The sequence below is a fragment of the Enterococcus sp. DIV1368b genome (assembly GCF_050529595.1).
Taxonomy (GTDB): domain Bacteria; phylum Bacillota; class Bacilli; order Lactobacillales; family Enterococcaceae; genus Enterococcus_B; species Enterococcus_B mundtii.
This window is the reverse complement of record NZ_CP172883.1, coordinates 1,305,833-1,325,859: the sequence shown is the minus strand read 5'-3', so window position 1 is coordinate 1,325,859 and position 20,027 is coordinate 1,305,833. Positions and strand designations below refer to the sequence as shown.

The following is a 20,027-nucleotide window of genomic DNA, read 5'->3' as shown; positions in this document are numbered from 1 at the left end:
TTTTATCGTTATTCAGAAGGTGTAGCATCCTCTGAGCTATCGGTTGTTTTTTTGTGCTTTTCATCCCAATTTTTCTGCGCTGTTTCTTTTGCATGTTTTTCTACCTCAGTAGCATCTTGAACATCTTGTTCTACTTCTTCATAATCCAATCGAGTGATTTCTCCACCTAATTCCATCATCACAAGTTGGTTCAATGGGCGGTTGTCCTCTTCTTCTGCGATCAAGATCAGACCTGTTGCGCCTTCGCCGATCTTATTCCCGACAAAATCAAACACCGTTTGTGCATCTTTGATTTCTTTGGCATCTTGGCTCGCACCAATCATTCCACCCGCAAACCATCCTAGCAAGATCCCTAATGGGCCACCTAAAACGCCAACTAGCATTCCGATCAGACCACCTTTAGAGGATTTATTGTTCCCAGTAAAATCTAAGAAGTCTTCGATTTTGAATTGATGGGCGCCATTAGACTGATGGCTGATGACCGCCATTTGTTCGCCTTTGATCGCTCTCGTCATGTGAAGCTTCTTGATTTCGGAAAATGCTTGGTAAGCTTGACTTTCTAACTCAAAATTCAATATGATCACTCGTTTGCTCATGGAGATCGCCTCTTTCTCATTTTCTTTTAGTGTACCTTGGAATAAACAAAAATAAAAGGGAAAACCTTTAAAAAATAACGCAGTATACAAAAAAAGGAGTTTGACATTCGTCAACTCCTCAAATCCGCTAAAGGTTCTACGAAAGCTTGCTCCTAAGAGAGTAAGTCAAAACCCAAAAAATGAACGATTATTTTCTTAAATTTTGCCTTACTACTTGGAACTGAACGGCTCTCTAGTCACCTAAATATGTGGTGTATCCAATACTATTCGACAAATTCAAACTCAAACTCACCAATACGCACCAAGTCACCATCTTTTGCACCTCTGGCACGCAAGGCTTCATCGACACCCATCCCACGTAATTGGCGAGCAAAACGCATCACCGTTTCATCGTGGTCAAAGTTAGTCATTTGGAATAACTTCTCGATCTTCTCACCTGACAATACCCATGTCGCATCTGGTTCACGATCGATCGTAAATTCAGGACCTTCTGGATTGAAGCCATAATGAACGGTTTCTTCTTCGATCTCTTCCTCATACAATGGGAATTCTGGTGTTACTTCCAATAGATCAGCTGTCGCATTCAGTAAGGCATCCAGTCCTTTACGAGTCACGCCAGAAATCGGGAATACTGGGATGTCATCGGCAAATTCATCTTCTTTGTTTTTATTTAGTTGTTCTTTGAATTTCACTAGATTTTCTTCTGCATCTGGCATATCCATCTTATTTGCTACAATGATCTGTGGACGTTCTAGCAATCGCAAGTTATGAGAAGACAACTCATGGTTGATCGCCAAGTAATCTTCGTAAGGATCGCGCCCTTCCATTCCACTCATATCGATCACATGCAAAATGACACGAGTTCGCTCGATATGACGCAAAAATTGTGTGCCTAATCCGACGCCTTGTGAAGCTCCTTCGATCAGTCCTGGAAGATCCGCCGCCGCAAAACTACGTCCGTCACTTGTAGTGACCATTCCTAGATTTGGCACAAGGGTAGTAAAGTGATACGCACCGATTTTTGGTCTTGCCGAAGAGATCACAGAAAGCAAGGTCGATTTCCCAACCGAAGGAAAACCTACGAGACCTACATCTGCTAGTACTTTTAATTCTAATTCGATTTTACGTTCTTGGCCGGGTTCGCCGTTTTCAGCGATTTCCGGCGCAGGGTTTCTTGGAGAAGCAAAACGGATATTTCCGCGACCGCCGCGGCCACCTTTTGCTACTACTAAAGTCTGGCCATCTTCGATCAAATCTCCTAAGAGTGCCCCTGTTTCTGCATCACGTACAGTTGTTCCTTGAGGGACTTTGACATACGTATCATCAGAACCACGTCCATGCATTCCTTTACTCATGCCATTTTCACCGGGCTGAGCCTTAAAGTGACGATTGAAACGGAAGTCCATCAACGTACGTAAGCCTTCATCAACGACTAAGATCACATCGCCTCCTTGACCGCCATCACCACCAGCCGGTCCTCCATCAGGTACATATTTTTCTCTACGAAACGCAACCATCCCGTCTCCGCCTTTACCAGCCTTCACGTCGATTGTTACTTGATCTAAAAACATGGACATATTATCGTCCTCCTATTTCCTTTTATCTATTCTAACTATACTGACTACCTGAATTTCCACAATAAACACAAGTCCTGTCTATTTTATCGGTGAATGGCCCGTTTGTCCATCATTAAACTGAAAGTTTCACGGAAATTCGTGGCTCTTTCTTTATTTTACTGTAAGAACGAATGGAGACAAAATAAAACGTTGTGACCAAAAGTTTCAAGAAAGTTCTTAAAGTTCTTTAAGAAACACTTTGGTCACAACAGTTATTTTACATATTTTTCTAGGAAACTACTTACAGTCTTTTGATAATTCTCAGGATCGATCGAATATGCTTTGGCATGCTCTGCTCCTGGGACGATATATTTTTCTTTTGGTCCGTTCGTCGCTTGGTAGACTTTGTCCAACATTTCGTAAGGAACAAATGTATCCGCATCCCCATGGATAAACAGCATCGGTAATTGGTTTTTTTCTAATTGTTTGATTGCATCAGCTTCTCCAAAGAAATAGCCGGCTCTGATTTTTGTCATCAAGCTAGTTACTTGGATCAATGGGAACGGTGGTAAGCTAAATAATTCATTAAGCTGATAAGCCAATTCTTCGTTAACAGAGGAATAGCCACAATCTTCGATGATCGCTTTAACATTTGTAGGCAATGGTTCTCCGCTAGTCATCATCACAGTAGCTGCCCCCATACTAATACCGTATAAAACGATTTCTTCAGATTGACCGTTTGTTTCAAGCACTTGATCGATCCATTTCACATAATCTTTCCGTTCGTGCCAGCCAAAGCCGATATAATCCCCTTCGCTTTTTCCGTGGCTGCGGGCATCAGGGACTAATACGTTATAGCCAAGATCATGGAACATCTTTGCGTAATTTGCCATCGTTTCCGCATTTCCCATATATCCATGAGCCACGATCGCTGTTTTATGACTGTCTGTTGCTGGTAGATAAATGGCTGATAACTTCAATCCATCCGCAGATGTCTGTTGCCATTCTTTACGATTTTCAGGGTTCGCAAACCAAGATTGTGCACTCGATTCTTCATTTGTTTTTGTTGTGCCAGGAGTATCGCCTTCTAAAAAGTCTTTTTCTGAAGGAACAACGGCATAGTTATAAAAATAATTACCCGCAAAGACTAATACGACTGTCACGAGTAATGTCACGCCGATTAAAATTTTGATCCAAAGTTTCATTTTATACCTTCCTTGCTTTTACATTGATGTACTGTCTAAAATTAGTATAAACAAAGAGGACGTGTGATGCAATCTAGAATAAATAATAATCGTCATTGAAAAGACCCGTAAAGCTCTGATCGCTTTACGGGGCTTTTCAATATTTATCATTACACAATTATTTGCTTTCGATCAACTTGAAGTTTGACCATGGTTTCAAGAAATCAAGTAAGAATAACTCATCGTCTGAGATACGTCCGACGACGTTCACACGTCCATCATTCTTCATTTCTTTTAAGGCAATTTGTGTTTCGCCTTTATATTGACCGTAACCAACGTTATCGATCAATACGTCCCCACGCGTCATATCTTTTGTGTTATGTGCTGGGAATGGTTTGTCTTTGTAATAGATGCGTGTCATCGTTGAACGCAAGATATACTCTGAGCGATCCCCACGATAACTATGAAGGTTGTCGAATAGACAAATACGTTCGTCTTCTGTGATATCGTCTGCTACATCCACTTTTAATGTAGGATAACTTGCAAAGAAGGCTTCAGACATTGCGCGTAATTCCTCTTCACTCGCATAAGCATTCCCTACAGAGATATCATCGATCAAACCTGTCAACATCAGGTGTTTGACTTGTGTTGCGATCTCAAGATCACGATGGTCTTCTAATGAGCAAAGTCCGTCTTGAGTTGGCCATGGACCAAAGTCGGCTGTTTGTGAGTTTACGAATGCCATCGTATTCAAATTATATTTGCGGAATTTCTCCGAACAAGCGACAAAATGATCATAGCCTAAACCAGAATAACGATGAGGGTAGAAGTTATGTGAACCTAATAAGTTATCTGTGTTCGGCGAATAGCTCATGATATTGTCAACATAATTCGTACCTGAACTCATGTTGATCTCGATTTTGATATTGTATGGATTGCGAGTCATTTTTGCTTCTTCTGCTCCAGTAAATCCAATATCAAGACGAATGCCGTCGGCGCCCATCTCATCAAAGAACGATAGATCATCATATGAGATCTCTAACTGTTCAAATAATGCTGGATTGATATCCACCATGACTTCCATCTCTAATTGATTGGCATAATCGACTACCTTTTTAAAGTCTGCTAAGACTTTTTCTTTATCGTCTGCAATTTGTAATAAACTTGTGAATACACGTTTAAATCCGTATTTATGTGCTAAATCTAAATATTCTTTGTCCTTTTCAAACGTTGAACGTTCTGGATAAATTGAAATTCCTAATTTTCCCATGTGTTGATACCCTCCTGGATGTGCGTTTTTGTATCCACTTACATTATAACAAACCGCTTTCAAATGGTCTACACCTTTTGCTATTTATTAAATAATTTCGCTTATTGTTCGAAAAAGTGTAGGTATTTATCTGATAATTTGCTATCATTAAAGATAACAACGAACAAAAAAGAAAGGAATTACTTATGAAACACAAAAAATTATTTTTAACTATGAGTATGGCTGCAACGCTATTATTTGCAGCTGGTTGTACGTCGAACGGTTCAGATACCGCCTCTTCAAGTACGAAAGAATCTACAGAAAAAACAACAGAGACTAGCACTGTAGAAAGCATCAATTTAAATTCTTTAGAGTTACCTCAATTGAATACAGAAGTCGCTGATAACGAAGATCTAGTTGAAATGGTCACAACTAAAGGAACGATCAAGATCAAACTATTCCCAGAGCTTGCACCAAAAGCTGTGGAGAACTTTATGACTCATGCTAAAGATGGCTATTACGATGGCGTCACTTTCCATCGTGTCATCCAAGACTTTATGATCCAAGGTGGCGATCCTGAAGGGAACGGAACTGGCGGAGAAAGTATTTGGGGAGAAGGTTTCGAAACGGAGATCTCAAACCAACTGTATAACATCCGCGGCGCCCTTTCAATGGCTCGTACACAAGACCCGAATAGTAATGGCAGCCAATTCTTCATCGTACAAAACTCTGATGACATGCATGATGGTTTATTGAAAGATGATTACCCACAAGCTATCATTGACGCTTATAAAAATGGCGGCTACCCAAGCTTAGATGGTGAATACACTGTCTTTGGTCAAGTCGTTGAAGGTATGGACGTCGTTGATGCGATCGCTGCTGTCGAAACAGATAGCTCAGATAAGCCAAAAGAAGATGTGAAGATCGAAAAAATCAACATCTTACAGGAAGCAAAATAAACACACATTTGAACACTTCGAGGTCGTGACAGAAGTGTTCAGCCTCGAGAAATAAGGCGCCATCCATGAAAATTGTTTTTCAAATTTTTGTGGATGGCGCCTTATTTTCGAAGAGGTTACTTTTGTTCCCGCCGTTTATTCGGTTATAGGTGGGTGAGATGAACGAATGTCCCACTCCCTTTTTTACTAAAAAAACTTTTGATGGCTGGGACTTTACAACTATTTTTTATATTTTCGCTAAAAAATAGTTTTTTTATTTTCATCTTTAGTAAAACTTAACATTTTCAAAACAGTCTTAAATAGACAAAAAAAGATCATCTAAGAATAGAAAACTATTCAGAAGATGATTCTTTTTTGCGGAAAGCTACTTTCCACTCCCCTATTGCCATATCTATTGATATTTTTAGAACCTCTCTATGGGTTCCTAAAGTTTATTTTTATCTTTATGCTTGCTCATTGACGATAAATGTAAATTCACATTCACACACTTTTTTATCGTCAACAAAAGCTTCAGAAATCGCAGTCCCTACAGGTCCTTTCATTTTGATGATCTCAAAATGACACTTCATCACATCCCCAGGAACGACTTTTTGGCGGAATTTTGCTTTGTTGATCCCACCGATATACGCACGTTTCCCTAGGAACTCTTCTGATTTTAAAATCAAGATCGAACCTGCTTGTGCAAGGGTTTCTAGGATCAACGCTCCGGGCATGACAGGATTGTCAGGGAAATGACCTTGGAAAAAATCTTCATTGATCGTTACATTTTTTGTTGCAATGATCTTCTTTCCTGAATCGATCGAATCCACGTAATCGATGTAACAAATTGGGTAACGGTTTGGAATAAGATCCATTACTTCCGTTGCTGATAATGCGTATGACATAGTTTACTCCTTCTTTCGGGCAATTGCCGTAATCAATACTTTGATTATCAAAGTATCATATTCTTGATTATTTGGCAATCATTTTTTATTCATCAAAAAAATAGTTTGACAATCAAAGCATTTTACTGAATAATAAGAAATCAAGAAGTTATTTTTTTGCACTTATATTATCGTCAAACAAAACTTTTATTGAATCAAAGGAGTGTCTATATGTCTTTTTTAGAAGGAAAAAAAATCGTGATCATGGGTGTTGCGAATAAACGCAGTATTGCTTGGGGTTGTGCAGAAGCAATGATGCAACAAGGCGCTGAGATCATCTATACGTACCAAAATGAACGGATGAAGAAATCGCTAGTCAAATTAGTCGGTGAAGATGCCTTCACTGTAGAGTGTGATGTTGCTAGCGATGAGAGCATCGAAAAAGCGATGGATACGATTGGTGAATATGCCGGTGAGATCCATGGTTTGGTCCATGCTGTTGCTTATGCCAACAAAGAAGAGCTTTCAGGTAACGTTTCTGATATTTCAAGAGATGGTTATCAATTAGCACAAGACATCAGCAGCTATTCATTGATCGCTGTATCGAAGTATGCCCAAAAGTACTTAGCTCCCAACAGCGGCATCGTAAGTATGTCTTATCTTGGTTCACAACGAGCGATCCCTAACTATAATATGATGGGAATCGCAAAAGCTTCACTAGAAGCTGCCATTCGCTACTTAGCCGCTGAATTCTCACCTAAAGGAATCCGTGTCAATGGGATCTCTGCTGGTGCGATCAAAACGTTAGCAGTGACTGGTGTGAAGGATTACCAAAAATTGATCGAGTTATCCGAATCACGCACCCCCGATCAACAAGGTGTGACGATCGAAGAAGTCGGAAATACTTGTGCTTTCTTGATCAGCCCCCTATCTAGCGGGATCATCGGTGATATCATTTACGTAGATAAAGGTGTTCACTTATCTTGATCCAATAAAAAATCAGCCCTCCAAAGTGAGAGCTGATTTTTTTGTAGTTATTTTTAAAGCCAGTCATTATTCGACGACTTCGATCCATCCTTCTGGTGCTTCGATATCCCCAAACTGGATACCCGTCAATTCTTCATATAAGCGCATAGTTACTGGTCCTACTTCTGTCTCACTGTAAAAGACATGTAAATCATTTTTATAGTAGATTCCACCAATCGGTGAAATCACCGCTGCGGTTCCACACGCACCTGCTTCTGCAAATCGATCAAGTTGATCGATGTAGATATCTCCCTCAACTGCTTTAAGCCCCAAACGTTCTTCCGCAATCTGCAACAAGGAATACTTCGTGATACTTGGTAAAATCGAAGGCGATTGCGGTGTGATGAACTGATTGTCTTTAGTGATACCAAAGAAATTCGCCGCGCCGACTTCTTCAATTTTTGTGTGCGTCGCTGGATCTAGATAAACGCAATCTGAATAATTTAATTCTTTCGCTTCAGTCCCTGGTAATAGACTTGCTGCGTAGTTCCCTCCTACTTTGGCAGCTCCTGTTCCATTAGGTGCCGCTCGGTCATAGTCAGAAACGATAAAGTTCGTTGGTTTTAATCCACCTTTGAAATAGGCTCCTACAGGCGTACAGAAAACAACAAACAAATACTCAGGCGCTGGATGAACGCCAATATTTTCTCCAACCCCGATCAGGAAAGGACGTAAATACAACGTTGCTCCTGAACCATAAGGTGGCACAAAGGCTTCATTTGCTTTTACGACTTCTTTCACTGCATCAACAAACATTTTTTCTGGCACCATGGGCATCAATAAACGTCTGGCACTCTGGTTCAAGCGACGACTGTTTTGCTCTGGACGGAATAAATTGATCTTTCCATCTTTTCTGCGATAAGCCTTTAATCCTTCAAAGCACTGTTGGCCATAGTGAAGTGCGGGCGATCCTTCATGAAGTGACAGATAATTATCCTCGGTCAATTCGCCTTTTTCCCACTCTCCATCTTTCCATTTGGCAACGAAGCGCCAAGGTGTTTTGATGTAAGAAAATCCTAAGTTATCCCAATCTATTTGCATGTTCATACCACCAATCGTCAGTTTTGAAATATTTTAGCACTATCTCTCCCATTTGTCATCGTTTATTTTAACCACTTGTTATTGCAAGTGTGATTGGTAGCTTATCTAATGATTTATTTTGATTTTTATGCTGTTCTTGTTACAATACAAAAGAGACTAATTAGAAAAGGGGATTTTATGTTTTCATTCATTACAACAGCAGAAACAACAAGCTCAACTGGAGAAAATTTGACTGATCAAGCGGTCAGTCAACTCAATGCGTTCCAACGTTTTTGGAATAATATTGATTGGGATGGGATTTTTTCTACAATGATCCAAAAAGGATTATTCCTTATTTTTTTGATTATTCTTTTTGGCCTCATCAATCGAATCGGTAAATACTTGATCGACAAATCTTTTAAACAATATTCAAAAAAAACCGTTCTTAACGGCAGCCGCTTAAAAACGTTACAAAGTCTTTTAAATACCATTTTCAATTATACGATTGGTTTTTTCTTTATTTATGCCATCCTCTCCGTGATCGGTGTGCCGATCGGTTCACTATTAGCCGGAGCAGGGATTGCCGGAGTAGCCATAGGTTTAGGGGCACAAGGCTTTATGAGTGATGTGATCACTGGCTTCTTTATTATCATGGAACAACAAATGGACGTTGGCGACTATGTCAAATTAACGAATCTTACGATCGAAGGAACCGTGGTATCCGTTGGTATCCGGACACTGCAACTCAAAGGTGTTGACGGTACCGTTCATTTCATTCCAAACCGTAGTATCACAACGATCAGTAACCTCTCTCGTTCCAATATGCAAGTCGTTCTTGATATTCGGATCGTTCCGGAAGAAGGCTATGATAAGATTTATGAGATCATTCAAAAAGTTAATGAAACGTTAGCTGTAAAATACGAAGAGGAATTACAAACTGAGCCATCGATCTTTGGATTGGTCGATATCGGCAACAGCAACTTTGCGATTCGGACGATCTGTTACGTTTTAAATGGTAAACAGTTCGAATTGAAAGAAGAATTTTTGAGTTCTTATGTCAAAGAACTGACAGCTGCCGGTTACAGCATCCCAAATACACCAATCGTGTTGAAATAGTTTATGTAATGTCTACGCTGGGCGTGGGACATTAGCCCTCTCCTACCACTTAATACCGAATGAACAGAAGTGTTTAGGTTTGACCTCTTTTTTTAATCATTAGAAAAATGTCTAAAATGACTAAAGTATTTGATTCTCAGGACAAACTTTATTACCACTCGTGTCATTTCTTAATACAACAAATAAAGCGACGTCCAAAAGTTAGAAATATAGTCTAACTTTTGGGCGTCGCTTCGTTTGTTTTATGTCTTTATCTTTAGTGAGTAGGATCAATTACCTTTAACTAACGATATCGATTCTTTCTCTCAATTCATCTACATCTATTTTAGGTGATACAATATTTTGGCGTTCTAATTCGTGTACCATGTAATTGACTGCTTTCAGTAACTCTTTTCGTGTGATGATTCCTTTGAACACTTTATCCTCTGTGACAACTGGCAAGAACGAAGCATCAACTAGTAAATGAAGAACTTCTTCTAGTTCCCAATTTTCATCAATGGTTGGTACATCGGTTTCCATTACATCAGCCACTGTTAGGCCTTCTAATGGTTCCATACTGATTGTTTGTAGATCCATCATCTTATTGACAACATTTGATAGACTGACTAGACCAACAAAGCGATCATCTTTCCCTAAGACAGGGATTTTAGTGTAGCCCACTTTCGATAAAACTAATAGTCCATGCGATAACGGATGTTGATACATAACATTTGCCACGTTTTCTGCTGGAACCAAAAATGTCTCTTGATTTTGCAGTAATAACTCTCTTACAATTGGTCCAATCATGTATTGGCCCTCCATTTCAAATTCTTTCAATATCTCTATTTTACCGAAAACGGATGCAAAATCTATACAAACATTTCTATTTTTAGCAAAAATTAGAGTTTGTTTGTCAGCGTTTATATTCAAATGCCATGTTATCGATTTTTTTGTGTGATCGATTATAGTACTGGACAGCAAGTGTCTCTTTCGTACTCTCGATGATTGCGTATGCTGGGATTTGGATCATTCCTCGAGGTTGGGAAATGCTTCCTGGATTCAAGAACAAGATACCTTCTTCAAATTCACACCCTAGTTGATGGGTGTGACCAAAAAGAGCAATCGTTGCGTGTTGCTCTTTTGCTTCAAGGGCTAACTGAGTCAAACCAAAGCGGACATTCGATAAATGGCCGTGAGTCATATATACCCGATCAAGCCCAGTATCTACAACTCGTTTAGTTTCAAAGTCTGTGCCGAAATCACAATTGCCTTGTACACCGAAATAAGTTTCCCAAACTTCATCTGTTGCGTCAAGTTCTGAATCACCGCAATGAAAAAAATAATCAACTTGATTTTGGTATTGGGACAGCAATTCTTTGATGATTGCTCGATCCCCATGATTGTCACTAACGACTAAATAGCGCATCTACTCCACTCCTTCCAACCATGCCTGCCAAACTTGGCTTAGTTTTGCCATGGCCATGCCTCGGTGACTATGGTTATTTTTTTCTTCACTTGAGATTTCTGCCGCTGTTTGAGTGTACCCATCAGGAATGAACAAAGGGTCATAGCCAAAGCCATTTTCGCCTTTAGGTATCCGACCAATTCGTCCAGGCCACTCTGCTTCCACGACTAAACTTTCTTTATTTGGTTCAGCAAAAACCAACGTACAATGAAATTGTGCGGTGCGTTCTTCATCAGCTACATCGGTTAATTCAAAAAGCAGTTTTGCGTTATTTGCCGCATCACTCTTATGTTCGCCAGCAAAACGGGCAGAATAAACTCCTGGTCTGCCACCTAACGCATCGACTTTCAGGCCAGAGTCATCCGCCAATACTGGCTGGTTCAATACTTGAGCAATCGTTTCTGCTTTTAACCGGGCGTTTTCTTCAAATGTTGTACCTGTTTCTTCGACATCAGGTATCTCAGGATAATCGAACAATGTTTTGACTGTATAGCCTTCCTTCGCAAATAAGGTACGGAATTCTTCTGCTTTGCCTGCGTTTCGAGTAGCAATTACAATCGTTTTTTCTGTCGGTTCAGGCGTAGTGTCTGACCATTCGCTCAACAAAACATTTTTTTGTTCAAAAATCAGTGATTCGATCGCTGTTTTGCCATAAACAAGCATTTCGTTCAATTGTTCACCATCAAAGGTAGCTTCTTCGCCTGTGCCTTGGATCTCCACAAATCTGCCTGATTCCGTCATCACTAAGTTCATGTCGACTTCCGCTGCCACGTCTTCGTGATAATCCAAATCAGTCACACATGTCCCATCAGCTAAAATCCCTACACTGATGGCGGCTAAATGTTCTTTGATTGGATCATTCGCTAACACTTTTGTCTGTAATAATTTTTCGATTGCTAATCTTAAAGCCACAAATGCACCGGTAATACTTGCTGTTCGGGTGCCACCGTCTGCTTGGATCACGTCACAATCAACGATGATACTACGTTCACCAAGTTTCTCGAGATCGACGACCGCACGCAACGAACGACCGATCAAGCGTTGGATCTCCATCGTCCGTCCACTTAACTTACCTTTGCTGCTTTCACGACGATTTCTCGTATTCGTGGCGCGAGGCAACATACTGTATTCTGCTGTCACCCATCCTTTACCAGTACCTTTTAAAAAGGGGGGCACTGACTCTTCAACCGTTGCCGCACAAATCACTTTCGTATCGCCAAAGCTGATCAAAACTGATCCTTCTGGATGCTTTAGCACATTTGTTTCAATCGTGATTTTACGTAAATCTTGGACATTTCTTCCGTCATGACGCATCATTGCTCTTTTCCTCCTAAATCAATCGATTCAACGATCAGTTCTTTTAATCCTAACCAATCTTGGGCAATCTCATGGAACATTTTAGCTGATCCTGTCGTATAAAACTGACAAAGCGTTCGGCCATTTTGTGGTGAATTACTGATTTCAAAATAGTCAAGTAACATCGAAACTTCGCCAATCGTTTCTGCTCCTGAATCGATCAGCATGACTTTATCCCCCATAACATTCTGAATGATTGGGCGAAGGAGCGGATAATGAGTGCAACCTAAAATCAAGGTATCGATCCCTTTTAATTCTAATGGAGCCAAAGTTTGAGCCACGATTTTTTTAGCGACTGATGATCGGTATTCTTTACTTTCTACGACTGAAACAAACTTTGGACACGCCAAGCTGGTAACTTTCAGTTCGGGTGCTTTATCCAATAATGCCGTCTCGTAAGCAGCACTTTTGACGGTACCAATTGTTCCAATCACCCCTACTCGATGATTTTTCGTCTGCTTGACTGCCGCTCTTGTTCCTGGCAAAATCACACCGATCACTGGAATCGAGAGTGTTGCTTTGATTTCTTCTAATGCGACCGCAGTTGCCGTATTACAGGCAATCACAAGCATTTTTATGCCTTTTTCAACTAAATAATTCGTCATTTCCCATGTATAAGCGACCACTTGCTCTGCGGGTCTTGGTCCATATGGACAGCGCGCGGTATCGCCAACGTATAATATGTTTTCATTCGGCAATTGCTTCAATGCTTCTTTGACGACTGTAAGACCGCCAACCCCTGAATCAATAAAACCGATCGGACGTTTATCTGTCAATCGAATCATCCTTTTTCAAAAAAATTCTACCTTCTATATTGTGGACTTTTTGACGTGAATTATCAAGTCCTACAATCTGCTTTCCGGCTCTTTTCCAACATTGCGATCCTACTTGTCTATCGATGGAATTTTTGGATGACAGTAAGAAGGAATCCACAAAAATTTTTTTAAAAAAATTTCGTGGATTCCTTCTTAATTACCATTTAAAATACGATTTTTTCTACTAATAGCTGTACTTTCTTCTTTCTAGGTAAGAAGAAAGTAAAGAAAGTGCGTAACATACGACAAAATACATGAAAGTCATCATAACGAACATTGGTAAGACATAATTAGTATTTTGGCCGTAAATGATCCGCGCTTGGTGCGTCAACTCTGGTAACGAGATAATCACCGCTAAAGAAGTGTCTTTGATCAATGAGATCAACTGACTGACAATGGCAGGGATCATTGACTTGAATGCTTGCGGCATGATGATCGTACGCATCGTTTCCACATAGCTTAACCCCGTAGAAAGTCCTGCTTCCATCTGACCTTTCGGCACAGCATTCAAACCTGCACGGAAAATCTCTGATAACATGGCAGATTCAAAAATCGTCAATGCTGCAACTGCTGACCAAAAGATGTTCATTTGGATACCGATTTGCGGCAAAGCAAAATAAGTGAAAAAGATGATAAGCAATAATGGCAGATTACGAATGATGTCGATAATCAAACCTACTATTTTTGATAAATAAGGAATACTCGCAAAACGAAGAACACCTGTCAGCCCACCGATCAAAAAACTAAAAATGATGGAGAAGAGCGAAACTTCGATCGTTACTTTTAGTCCTTCCAGTAAAAAGCGAATATTCATCCATGAAAATGCACCACTAAAATCCATTGAGATTCTCCTTTCTATGAACGAACTGCCCATTTTTTCTCAAGATAAACCATCAAATAAGACAATGGTAAGGTAATGATCAAGTAAAATAAACCGACAATGATATAGGTATCAAACGTGTTGAACGTCTCACTGGCAATCAAATCCCCTTGGTACATGATATCCAAACCAGCGACAATTGCTAAAATCGATGAATTTTTGACCAAATTGATAAATTGATTGCCTAATGGTGGGATAACGATTTTAAATGCCTGTGGCAATACGATGTAACGCATTGTTTCTGAGTAAGTAAACCCCGATGAAAGACCAGCCTCCATTTGACCTTTTGGCACAGTTTGGATGCCAGAACGAACGGTTTCTGCAATAAATGCGGAAGTATAGATCGTCAGCCCGATCGTTCCTGCTTGAAAACCGTCAAAGCTGATCCAATAAAGTGGTAATACGACATAGAAGAACATCACGATGATCAATAACGGAATATTCCTAAAAAATTCAACATAGGCTTTCGCAAAACCACGAATCCATTTATTGTGTGACAATTGAAAAATCGCCATCAACGTTCCGATGATCAAACTGAATAAAAGCGCCAAGACACTTGATAGGATCGTTACTTTAAATCCATCAAGGAAGGCTGGCCCATAAGTTTGTATCAATTCACTCATTTTATTCCCTCCTTAATCAATTTTTCCCTGAGTCGTATCTGGGAACCATTTTTCATAAATCTTATCGTAGGTGCCGTCTTCAACCATTTCTGCTAATGCTTGGTTGACTGCATCCAAGAAATTTTCTTGTCCTTTGTTGATTGCAATCCCATAAGGCTCTTCGGTAAATGTTCCTCCTGCTAATTCATAGCTAGGGTTCTCCGCTGCCATTCCTAGTAAGATCGCATTATCTGTTGTCATGGCATCGCCTTGCCCCGATTGTAAGGCAGTAAATGCTTCGGCATAGTTCTCTAACTCCAAGATCCGTGCATCAGGTGCATGTTCTCTGATGTTGGCAGCTGAAGTCGAGCCTTTTACCGCTAAAACAGTCGTTTCAGCGTTTAGATCCTCCACACTTTTGATGGGACTACCCTTTTCAACGAGCAATGATTGTCCGGCGTCAAAATAAACAGAAGAGAAATCGACTTGCTTTTTACGTTCTTCGGTAATCGTCATCGTCGCAATGATTGCATCGATATTCCCATTTTTTAATAATGGGATTCTTGTTTTAGAAGTGACTTCGACAAACTCTGCTTTTCCGTCCTCTCCTAAAATCTTCTTCGTGATTGCTTTGGCGATATCGATATCAAACCCTTGAACTGTGCGGCTTTCGATATCCATCATCCCAAACAATCGTGTATCGTATTTGACACCCCAAATGATCTCGTTCGTTTCTTTGCTACGAGTCAAAATATCTTTTTCTGCCAAACTGCTACCTTTACAGCCGCTCAATACTAGAAATACTAGCCCAAAAAGAAATAATAAACGAGTGAATGTTGTCTTACGCATATCGTTCCTCCTATCAATGATTGATTACTTTACTGATAAATTGTTTTGCACGTTCTTCTTTTGGATCATCGAAGAAATTGCGCACATCGCGACTATCTTCTAATACTTGTCCGTCCGCCATAAAAATGACACGATCTGCCACTTCTTTCGCAAAGCCCATTTCATGGGTGACCACGATCATTGACATGCCGTCTCTTGCCAATTTTTTCATTACGTCCAAGACATCGCCGATCATCTCTGGGTCCAAGGCAGATGTTGGCTCGTCAAATAACAGCATTTCGGGATTCATCGCTAAGCCGCGAGCAATCGCTACACGCTGTTGTTGTCCACCAGATAACATGGAAGGATAGGAATCTTTTTTATCTAGCATATTGACTGTCTTTAAAAACTTTTCCGCATTTTTTACAGCAGTTGCCTCATCTTGTTTTAATACTTTGATTGGTGCCAATGTGATGTTTTCTAAAACTGTTTTATTGGGGTAAAGATTAAAATGTTGAAAGACCATTCCGACATTTTTTCTAATCTCCGTCAATTTTGTGTTTTTATCGCGAATATCAACATCATTGATCAAAAGCTTTCCTGAAGTGATTGTTTCCAAGCCGTTGATACAGCGAAGCATCGTACTTTTTCCTGATCCTGATGGACCAATGACAACGACAACTTCCCCTTTTTCAAACTCAAGATTGATGTTTTTCAACGCATGGAATTTGCCGTAATACTTTTCCACGCTATCAAATTTAATCATTGTCATAACATTACACTCCCATTATTATTTAGTAAGATTTCATTTAAAGATATATAATAGAACACATTATATCCGAAAGCGAAGCAACTTGTAAAGTTTCCAAGAAAATTCCTTTGTCTGTTTTCTTTTACCATTTGTATAAATAACGATTTCCTAATTGATTTTTTCAATGATTTTCGGTTTATCCTGTTGTTAATTCTGCAAAAAAACGGTAAGATATTAAGTATTAGTCTTAGAAATTACAAAGAGGTGTTCTTTTTTGAAAAATATTATTTTAACAGGAGACCGTCCTACTGGCAAACTACACTTAGGCCATTATGTCGGGTCCTTGAAAAAACGTGTAGAAATGCAAGCGGATGAGAACAATCAGTTGTTCGTAATGATCGCCGATATGCAAGCCTTGACTGACAATGCGAAAGACCCTGAAAAAGTGTCTTCCAATGTATTAGAAGTTGCTTTAGATTACTTATCGGTTGGTTTAGATCCTGCCAAATCAACATTGTTTATCCAGTCGCAGATCCCTGAATTAGCTGAGTTGACAATGTATTACTTAAACTTAGTGAGTGTTGGTCGTGTGCGTCGTAACCCGACCGTAAAAACAGAGATCGAGCAAAAGAAATTTGGCGAAAGTGTCCCAACAGGATTTTTTATCTACCCTGTCTCACAAGCTGCTGACATCACTGCGTTCAAAGCTAATTTGGTACCAGTTGGTGAAGACCAAAAACCAATGTTGGAACAAACGCAAGAGATCGTCCAAAGCTTCAATCATACCTACGGTGAAGTGCTAGTTGAGCCGAAAGGCGTCTTCCCTCCTAAAGGGATGGGTCGTTTACCTGGGATCGATGGCAACGGAAAAATGAGTAAATCATTAGGAAATGGCATCTACATTTCTGACCCTGCGGATGTTTTACAGAAAAAAGTGATGAGTATGTATACCGATCCAAATCACATCCATGTCCAAGATCCAGGACAAGTCGAAGGCAATATGGTCTTTACGTACTTAGATGTTTTTGGTACAGACAAAGAAGCAATCGAAGAGATGAAAGCCCACTATCGTCGTGGTGGACTCGGTGACGTGAAAATCAAGCGTTACTTGATCGACGTATTAGAAGCAGAGTTTGCACCGATCCGCGCACGTCGTGAAGAATTGGCGAAGGACCCACAAGCCGTGATGGATATCTTACGTCATGGTAGTGAAGAAGCCGCTAAAGTTGCGGCAGCCACACTTTCTGAAGTGAAAGCGGCAATGGGCATCAATTATTTCAATCAGTAATCACACAAAAAAGCTGGAACAAAAATCATTGGATGATTTTTGTCCCAGTTTTTTCTTCTATTATTAAGGTTTAACGTATACTTGCATTGACTGTTTCTGTCAACGCCTTTTCAACCTTGCTCATTGCTTGGTTGATTTCTTCATCTGTCAACGTTGCTTCGGGATTTTCAAAGCTTAACGTATAGGCGACTGATTTATGCCCTGCTTCAATATTTGCTCCTTGATAGACATCGAATAATTCCACATTTGTCAAGAAACGACCAGCTGCTGATTGGATCGTGCGAACGATTTCTTGATTCGTCACTTGTTCAGCTACTAACATGGCAATGTCACGCGTCACACTTGGGAATTTTGTGACTGGTCGGAAAGTGATGCCTTTTTGTGATGCTTCTACGACTGTGGCTAAATCAAACTCTGCCACATACGTTTCTGGAATATCGTAAGCTTTAGCAGTCATAGGATGTACTTGACCAACAAACCCGATCATTGTTTCACCTAAATAAATGGCTGCTGTACGACCTGGATGAAGTTCATCGATCGTTGTCAATGCTTGATAAGTGATTTCCTCATTGATGGAAAGTTGTTCGAATACATTCTCTAATATGCCTTTTACTGTAAAGAAATCAACCGCTTGTGGCTTACTTTGCCAACTCTTCTCTTCCCATGTGCCAGACACTGCAAGAGCTACGTGAGTGACTTCTTGTGGTAGATGAGTCAATGGATCGTTTTCTTGATAGAAGACGCGACCTACTTCATAAAATGCGACATCTGCATTTTTACGTGCCGTGTTATATTGAACGTTATCCAATAGACCACTGATCAAGTTCATACGTAAGACAGAACGGTCTTCACTCATCGGCCAATCCAAGCGAGTGATGGCTGTTTCTTTCAAAGCGAATTGACGTGATTTATCTTCCGTTGTCAATGCATAACTAATGGCTTCAGTTAGACCACTGCCTTCAAGTAATGTACGGATCTTTCGCGTAGTCGCTTGTTCTTGTGTCAAACTACCTGCAACTGTTTCGCCGCTTGGTAACGTTGAAGGTAAACGATCATACCCATAAATACGTGCCACTTCTTCGATGATGTCTGCTTCGATCTGGATATCCCAACGTCTTGGAGGTACAACAACAGTATAAGTTTCTCCATCGACTTGATAGCCGAATCCTAATGCTTCAAAGATCTCACTTACTTCAGCGACATTTAAGGTTGTGCCAAGGTACTGGTTGATGCGCTTCAATGTGATCTGTACTTCGACTTCTTTTGCTTGATACTCAGAACCTTTGACCGCTCCTTGTAACACTTCTCCTCCTGCTAAAGCAACGATCATCGCCGCTGCAACATCGCTTGCTTCGCCGACGGTTCCTTTATTGATGCCTTTTTCAAAGCGCGCAGATGATTCACTACGTAAATTGAAACGTTTTGCTGTGCGACGAATCGAGATGGGATCGAATAGAGCGGATTCTAACGCAACGGTTGTCGTTGTTTCCGTAATCTCTGAGTCTTGTCCGCCCATTACCCCAGCTAAGGCGACTGGCACTTGTCCATTCGTGATGACTAAGTCTTCTGAGGTCAATGTGCGCGTTTCACCATCTAACGTCACGATATTCTCTTTTTCTGCTGCATGACGTACCACGATTTCTTCTGAACCTAACTTATCATAGTCAAATGCATGTAACGGTTGACCGAACAATAACAAGATATAGTTTGTGATATCAACGACGTTATTGATTGGTCGGATTCCTTCATTCATCAAGATATTTTGCAGCCATTGTGGACTCGGTTGGATCTTGACGTTTTCAATGATGCGGATTTGGTATGCTGGTACCAATTCTTCATCTTCTACTTTTACCACAATTTTTTCTGAAGCTTTACGTTCAACTTCTACTAACTTTTCATCATTGAATGTTGGTTTTTGGCGGTAGATCGCGCCAACTTCATACGCCACACCTCTCATTGATAGTGCATCCGCACGGTTAGGTGTGATGGATAATTCGATGATGGCATCGTCCATATCTAGATAAGAAAAGACTGGTTCCCCATTGACCGCTTCTTGTGGCAAATAGTAGATGCCTTCTGAATATTCTTTCGGTACGACACTGTCAGAATAACCGATTTCTTGTAAGGCACAGATCATCCCATTTGAAACTTGTCCGCGCATCTTGCCTTTTTTGATTTTGACATTGCCCGCAATCCGTGAATTTGGTAAAGCCACGATGACTTTGATTCCTGCTTTGACATTCGGTGCTCCACAAACGATTTGTGATAATTCCTCTTCGCCGATATCGACTTGACAGATCGATAGATGATCCGAATCAGGATGCGGAATACATTCCTTCACTTCTCCGACAACGATTTTCTTCAAGCCTTCTTCAGGTACAGTCACACCTTCGACTTCGATTCCTGTGACGGACATTTTGTCTGCAAGTTCTTGCGGTGTCACATTTGATAAATCAACGTATTGATTCAGCCATTTATATGATACTAACATTCT

At 40.3% G+C, this 20,027-nt stretch carries 19 protein-coding genes; 4 read left to right on the top strand and 15 right to left on the bottom strand.

What is annotated here, in order from left to right:
- Positions 1–8: 8 nt before the first annotated feature.
- The 4 genes from IGJ19_RS06300 to IGJ19_RS06285 all read right to left on the bottom strand — a co-directional run bounded on the left by IGJ19_RS06300 (position 9) and on the right by IGJ19_RS06285 (position 4,606).
- Positions 9–596 carry a DUF1269 domain-containing protein gene (locus IGJ19_RS06300; protein WP_074799742.1) on the bottom strand — a complete coding sequence of 196 codons (588 nt, stop codon included), beginning with the start codon at positions 594–596 and terminating at the stop codon, positions 9–11.
- 263 nt (positions 597–859) lie between these two features.
- On the bottom strand, positions 860–2,173 hold the full coding sequence (obgE, locus tag IGJ19_RS06295; protein WP_034689254.1) for a GTPase ObgE: 1,314 nt from the start codon (positions 2,171–2,173) through the stop codon (positions 860–862).
- 251 nt (positions 2,174–2,424) lie between these two features.
- Positions 2,425–3,357: an alpha/beta hydrolase gene (locus IGJ19_RS06290; RefSeq protein ID WP_430604494.1), complete on the bottom strand. Its 933-nt coding sequence runs from the start codon at positions 3,355–3,357 to the stop codon at positions 2,425–2,427.
- A 157-nt stretch (positions 3,358–3,514) separates the two neighbouring features.
- Positions 3,515–4,606: a DUF871 domain-containing protein gene (locus IGJ19_RS06285; RefSeq protein ID WP_019723746.1), complete on the bottom strand. Its 1,092-nt coding sequence runs from the start codon at positions 4,604–4,606 to the stop codon at positions 3,515–3,517.
- A gap of 185 nt (positions 4,607–4,791) precedes the next feature.
- Between IGJ19_RS06285 and IGJ19_RS06280 the strand changes: the two genes are divergently transcribed.
- Positions 4,792–5,544 (top strand): peptidylprolyl isomerase, encoded by a 753-nt coding sequence (locus IGJ19_RS06280; RefSeq protein WP_260697454.1) that lies wholly within the window; start codon positions 4,792–4,794, stop codon positions 5,542–5,544.
- A gap of 443 nt (positions 5,545–5,987) precedes the next feature.
- On the opposite strand, the gene fabZ is transcribed toward IGJ19_RS06280, so the two are convergent.
- Positions 5,988–6,428: a 3-hydroxyacyl-ACP dehydratase FabZ gene (fabZ, locus tag IGJ19_RS06275; protein ID WP_010735583.1), complete on the bottom strand. Its 441-nt coding sequence runs from the start codon at positions 6,426–6,428 to the stop codon at positions 5,988–5,990.
- Between the two features lie 210 nt (positions 6,429–6,638).
- On the opposite strand from fabZ, the gene fabI reads away from it, so the two are divergent.
- Positions 6,639–7,394, top strand: a complete 756-nt coding sequence (fabI, locus tag IGJ19_RS06270) for an enoyl-ACP reductase FabI (RefSeq protein ID WP_010735584.1) — start codon at positions 6,639–6,641, stop codon at positions 7,392–7,394.
- A 66-nt stretch (positions 7,395–7,460) separates the two neighbouring features.
- Here the strand turns inward: fabI and IGJ19_RS06265 are convergent, their stop codons facing one another.
- Positions 7,461–8,474 carry a branched-chain amino acid aminotransferase gene (locus IGJ19_RS06265; protein ID WP_260697453.1) on the bottom strand — a complete coding sequence of 338 codons (1,014 nt, stop codon included), beginning with the start codon at positions 8,472–8,474 and terminating at the stop codon, positions 7,461–7,463.
- A gap of 177 nt (positions 8,475–8,651) precedes the next feature.
- Here IGJ19_RS06265 and IGJ19_RS06260 point away from each other — a divergent pair, with 177 nt between their 5' ends.
- A complete protein-coding gene (locus IGJ19_RS06260) occupies positions 8,652–9,569 on the top strand; it encodes a mechanosensitive ion channel family protein (protein WP_430604493.1) in 918 nt (305 codons plus the stop codon).
- Between the two features lie 279 nt (positions 9,570–9,848).
- On the opposite strand, the gene cbpB is transcribed toward IGJ19_RS06260, so the two are convergent.
- From cbpB to IGJ19_RS06220, 8 genes are all read right to left on the bottom strand, one after another.
- The gene (gene cbpB, locus IGJ19_RS06255) at positions 9,849–10,355 is read right to left on the bottom strand and encodes a cyclic-di-AMP-binding protein CbpB (protein ID WP_071867815.1); all 507 of its coding nucleotides are present in this window, start codon (positions 10,353–10,355) and stop codon (positions 9,849–9,851) included.
- Positions 10,356–10,461: 106 nt separating this feature from the next.
- Positions 10,462–10,974 carry a metallophosphoesterase gene (locus tag IGJ19_RS06250; protein ID WP_071867816.1) on the bottom strand — a complete coding sequence of 171 codons (513 nt, stop codon included), beginning with the start codon at positions 10,972–10,974 and terminating at the stop codon, positions 10,462–10,464.
- Positions 10,975–12,327, bottom strand: coding sequence for a ribonuclease PH (gene rph / locus IGJ19_RS06245; RefSeq protein ID WP_071867835.1), 1,353 nt, complete (start codon positions 12,325–12,327; stop codon positions 10,975–10,977). It abuts the gene before it with no gap.
- Positions 12,327–13,154, bottom strand: coding sequence for a glutamate racemase (gene racE / locus IGJ19_RS06240; protein ID WP_142433491.1), 828 nt, complete (start codon positions 13,152–13,154; stop codon positions 12,327–12,329). Before racE ends, rph begins: the two co-directional genes overlap by 1 nt.
- A gap of 214 nt (positions 13,155–13,368) precedes the next feature.
- Positions 13,369–14,025 (bottom strand): amino acid ABC transporter permease, encoded by a 657-nt coding sequence (locus IGJ19_RS06235; RefSeq protein ID WP_071867818.1) that lies wholly within the window; start codon positions 14,023–14,025, stop codon positions 13,369–13,371.
- 14 nt (positions 14,026–14,039) lie between these two features.
- Complete coding sequence (locus tag IGJ19_RS06230; RefSeq protein ID WP_071867819.1) at positions 14,040–14,687, bottom strand: amino acid ABC transporter permease; 648 nt, start codon at positions 14,685–14,687, stop codon at positions 14,040–14,042.
- A 12-nt stretch (positions 14,688–14,699) separates the two neighbouring features.
- Complete coding sequence (locus tag IGJ19_RS06225) at positions 14,700–15,515, bottom strand: transporter substrate-binding domain-containing protein (RefSeq protein ID WP_019724510.1); 816 nt, start codon at positions 15,513–15,515, stop codon at positions 14,700–14,702.
- A 13-nt stretch (positions 15,516–15,528) separates the two neighbouring features.
- On the bottom strand, positions 15,529–16,266 hold the full coding sequence (locus IGJ19_RS06220) for an amino acid ABC transporter ATP-binding protein (RefSeq protein WP_010735594.1): 738 nt from the start codon (positions 16,264–16,266) through the stop codon (positions 15,529–15,531).
- Between the two features lie 253 nt (positions 16,267–16,519).
- Here IGJ19_RS06220 and trpS point away from each other — a divergent pair, with 253 nt between their 5' ends.
- Positions 16,520–17,533 carry a tryptophan--tRNA ligase gene (gene trpS, locus IGJ19_RS06215; RefSeq protein WP_019724057.1) on the top strand — a complete coding sequence of 338 codons (1,014 nt, stop codon included), beginning with the start codon at positions 16,520–16,522 and terminating at the stop codon, positions 17,531–17,533.
- Between the two features lie 70 nt (positions 17,534–17,603).
- Here the strand turns inward: trpS and pheT are convergent, their stop codons facing one another.
- Positions 17,604–20,024, bottom strand: a complete 2,421-nt coding sequence (pheT, locus tag IGJ19_RS06210; RefSeq protein ID WP_430604492.1) for a phenylalanine--tRNA ligase subunit beta — start codon at positions 20,022–20,024, stop codon at positions 17,604–17,606.
- Positions 20,025–20,027: the final 3 nt, after the last annotated feature.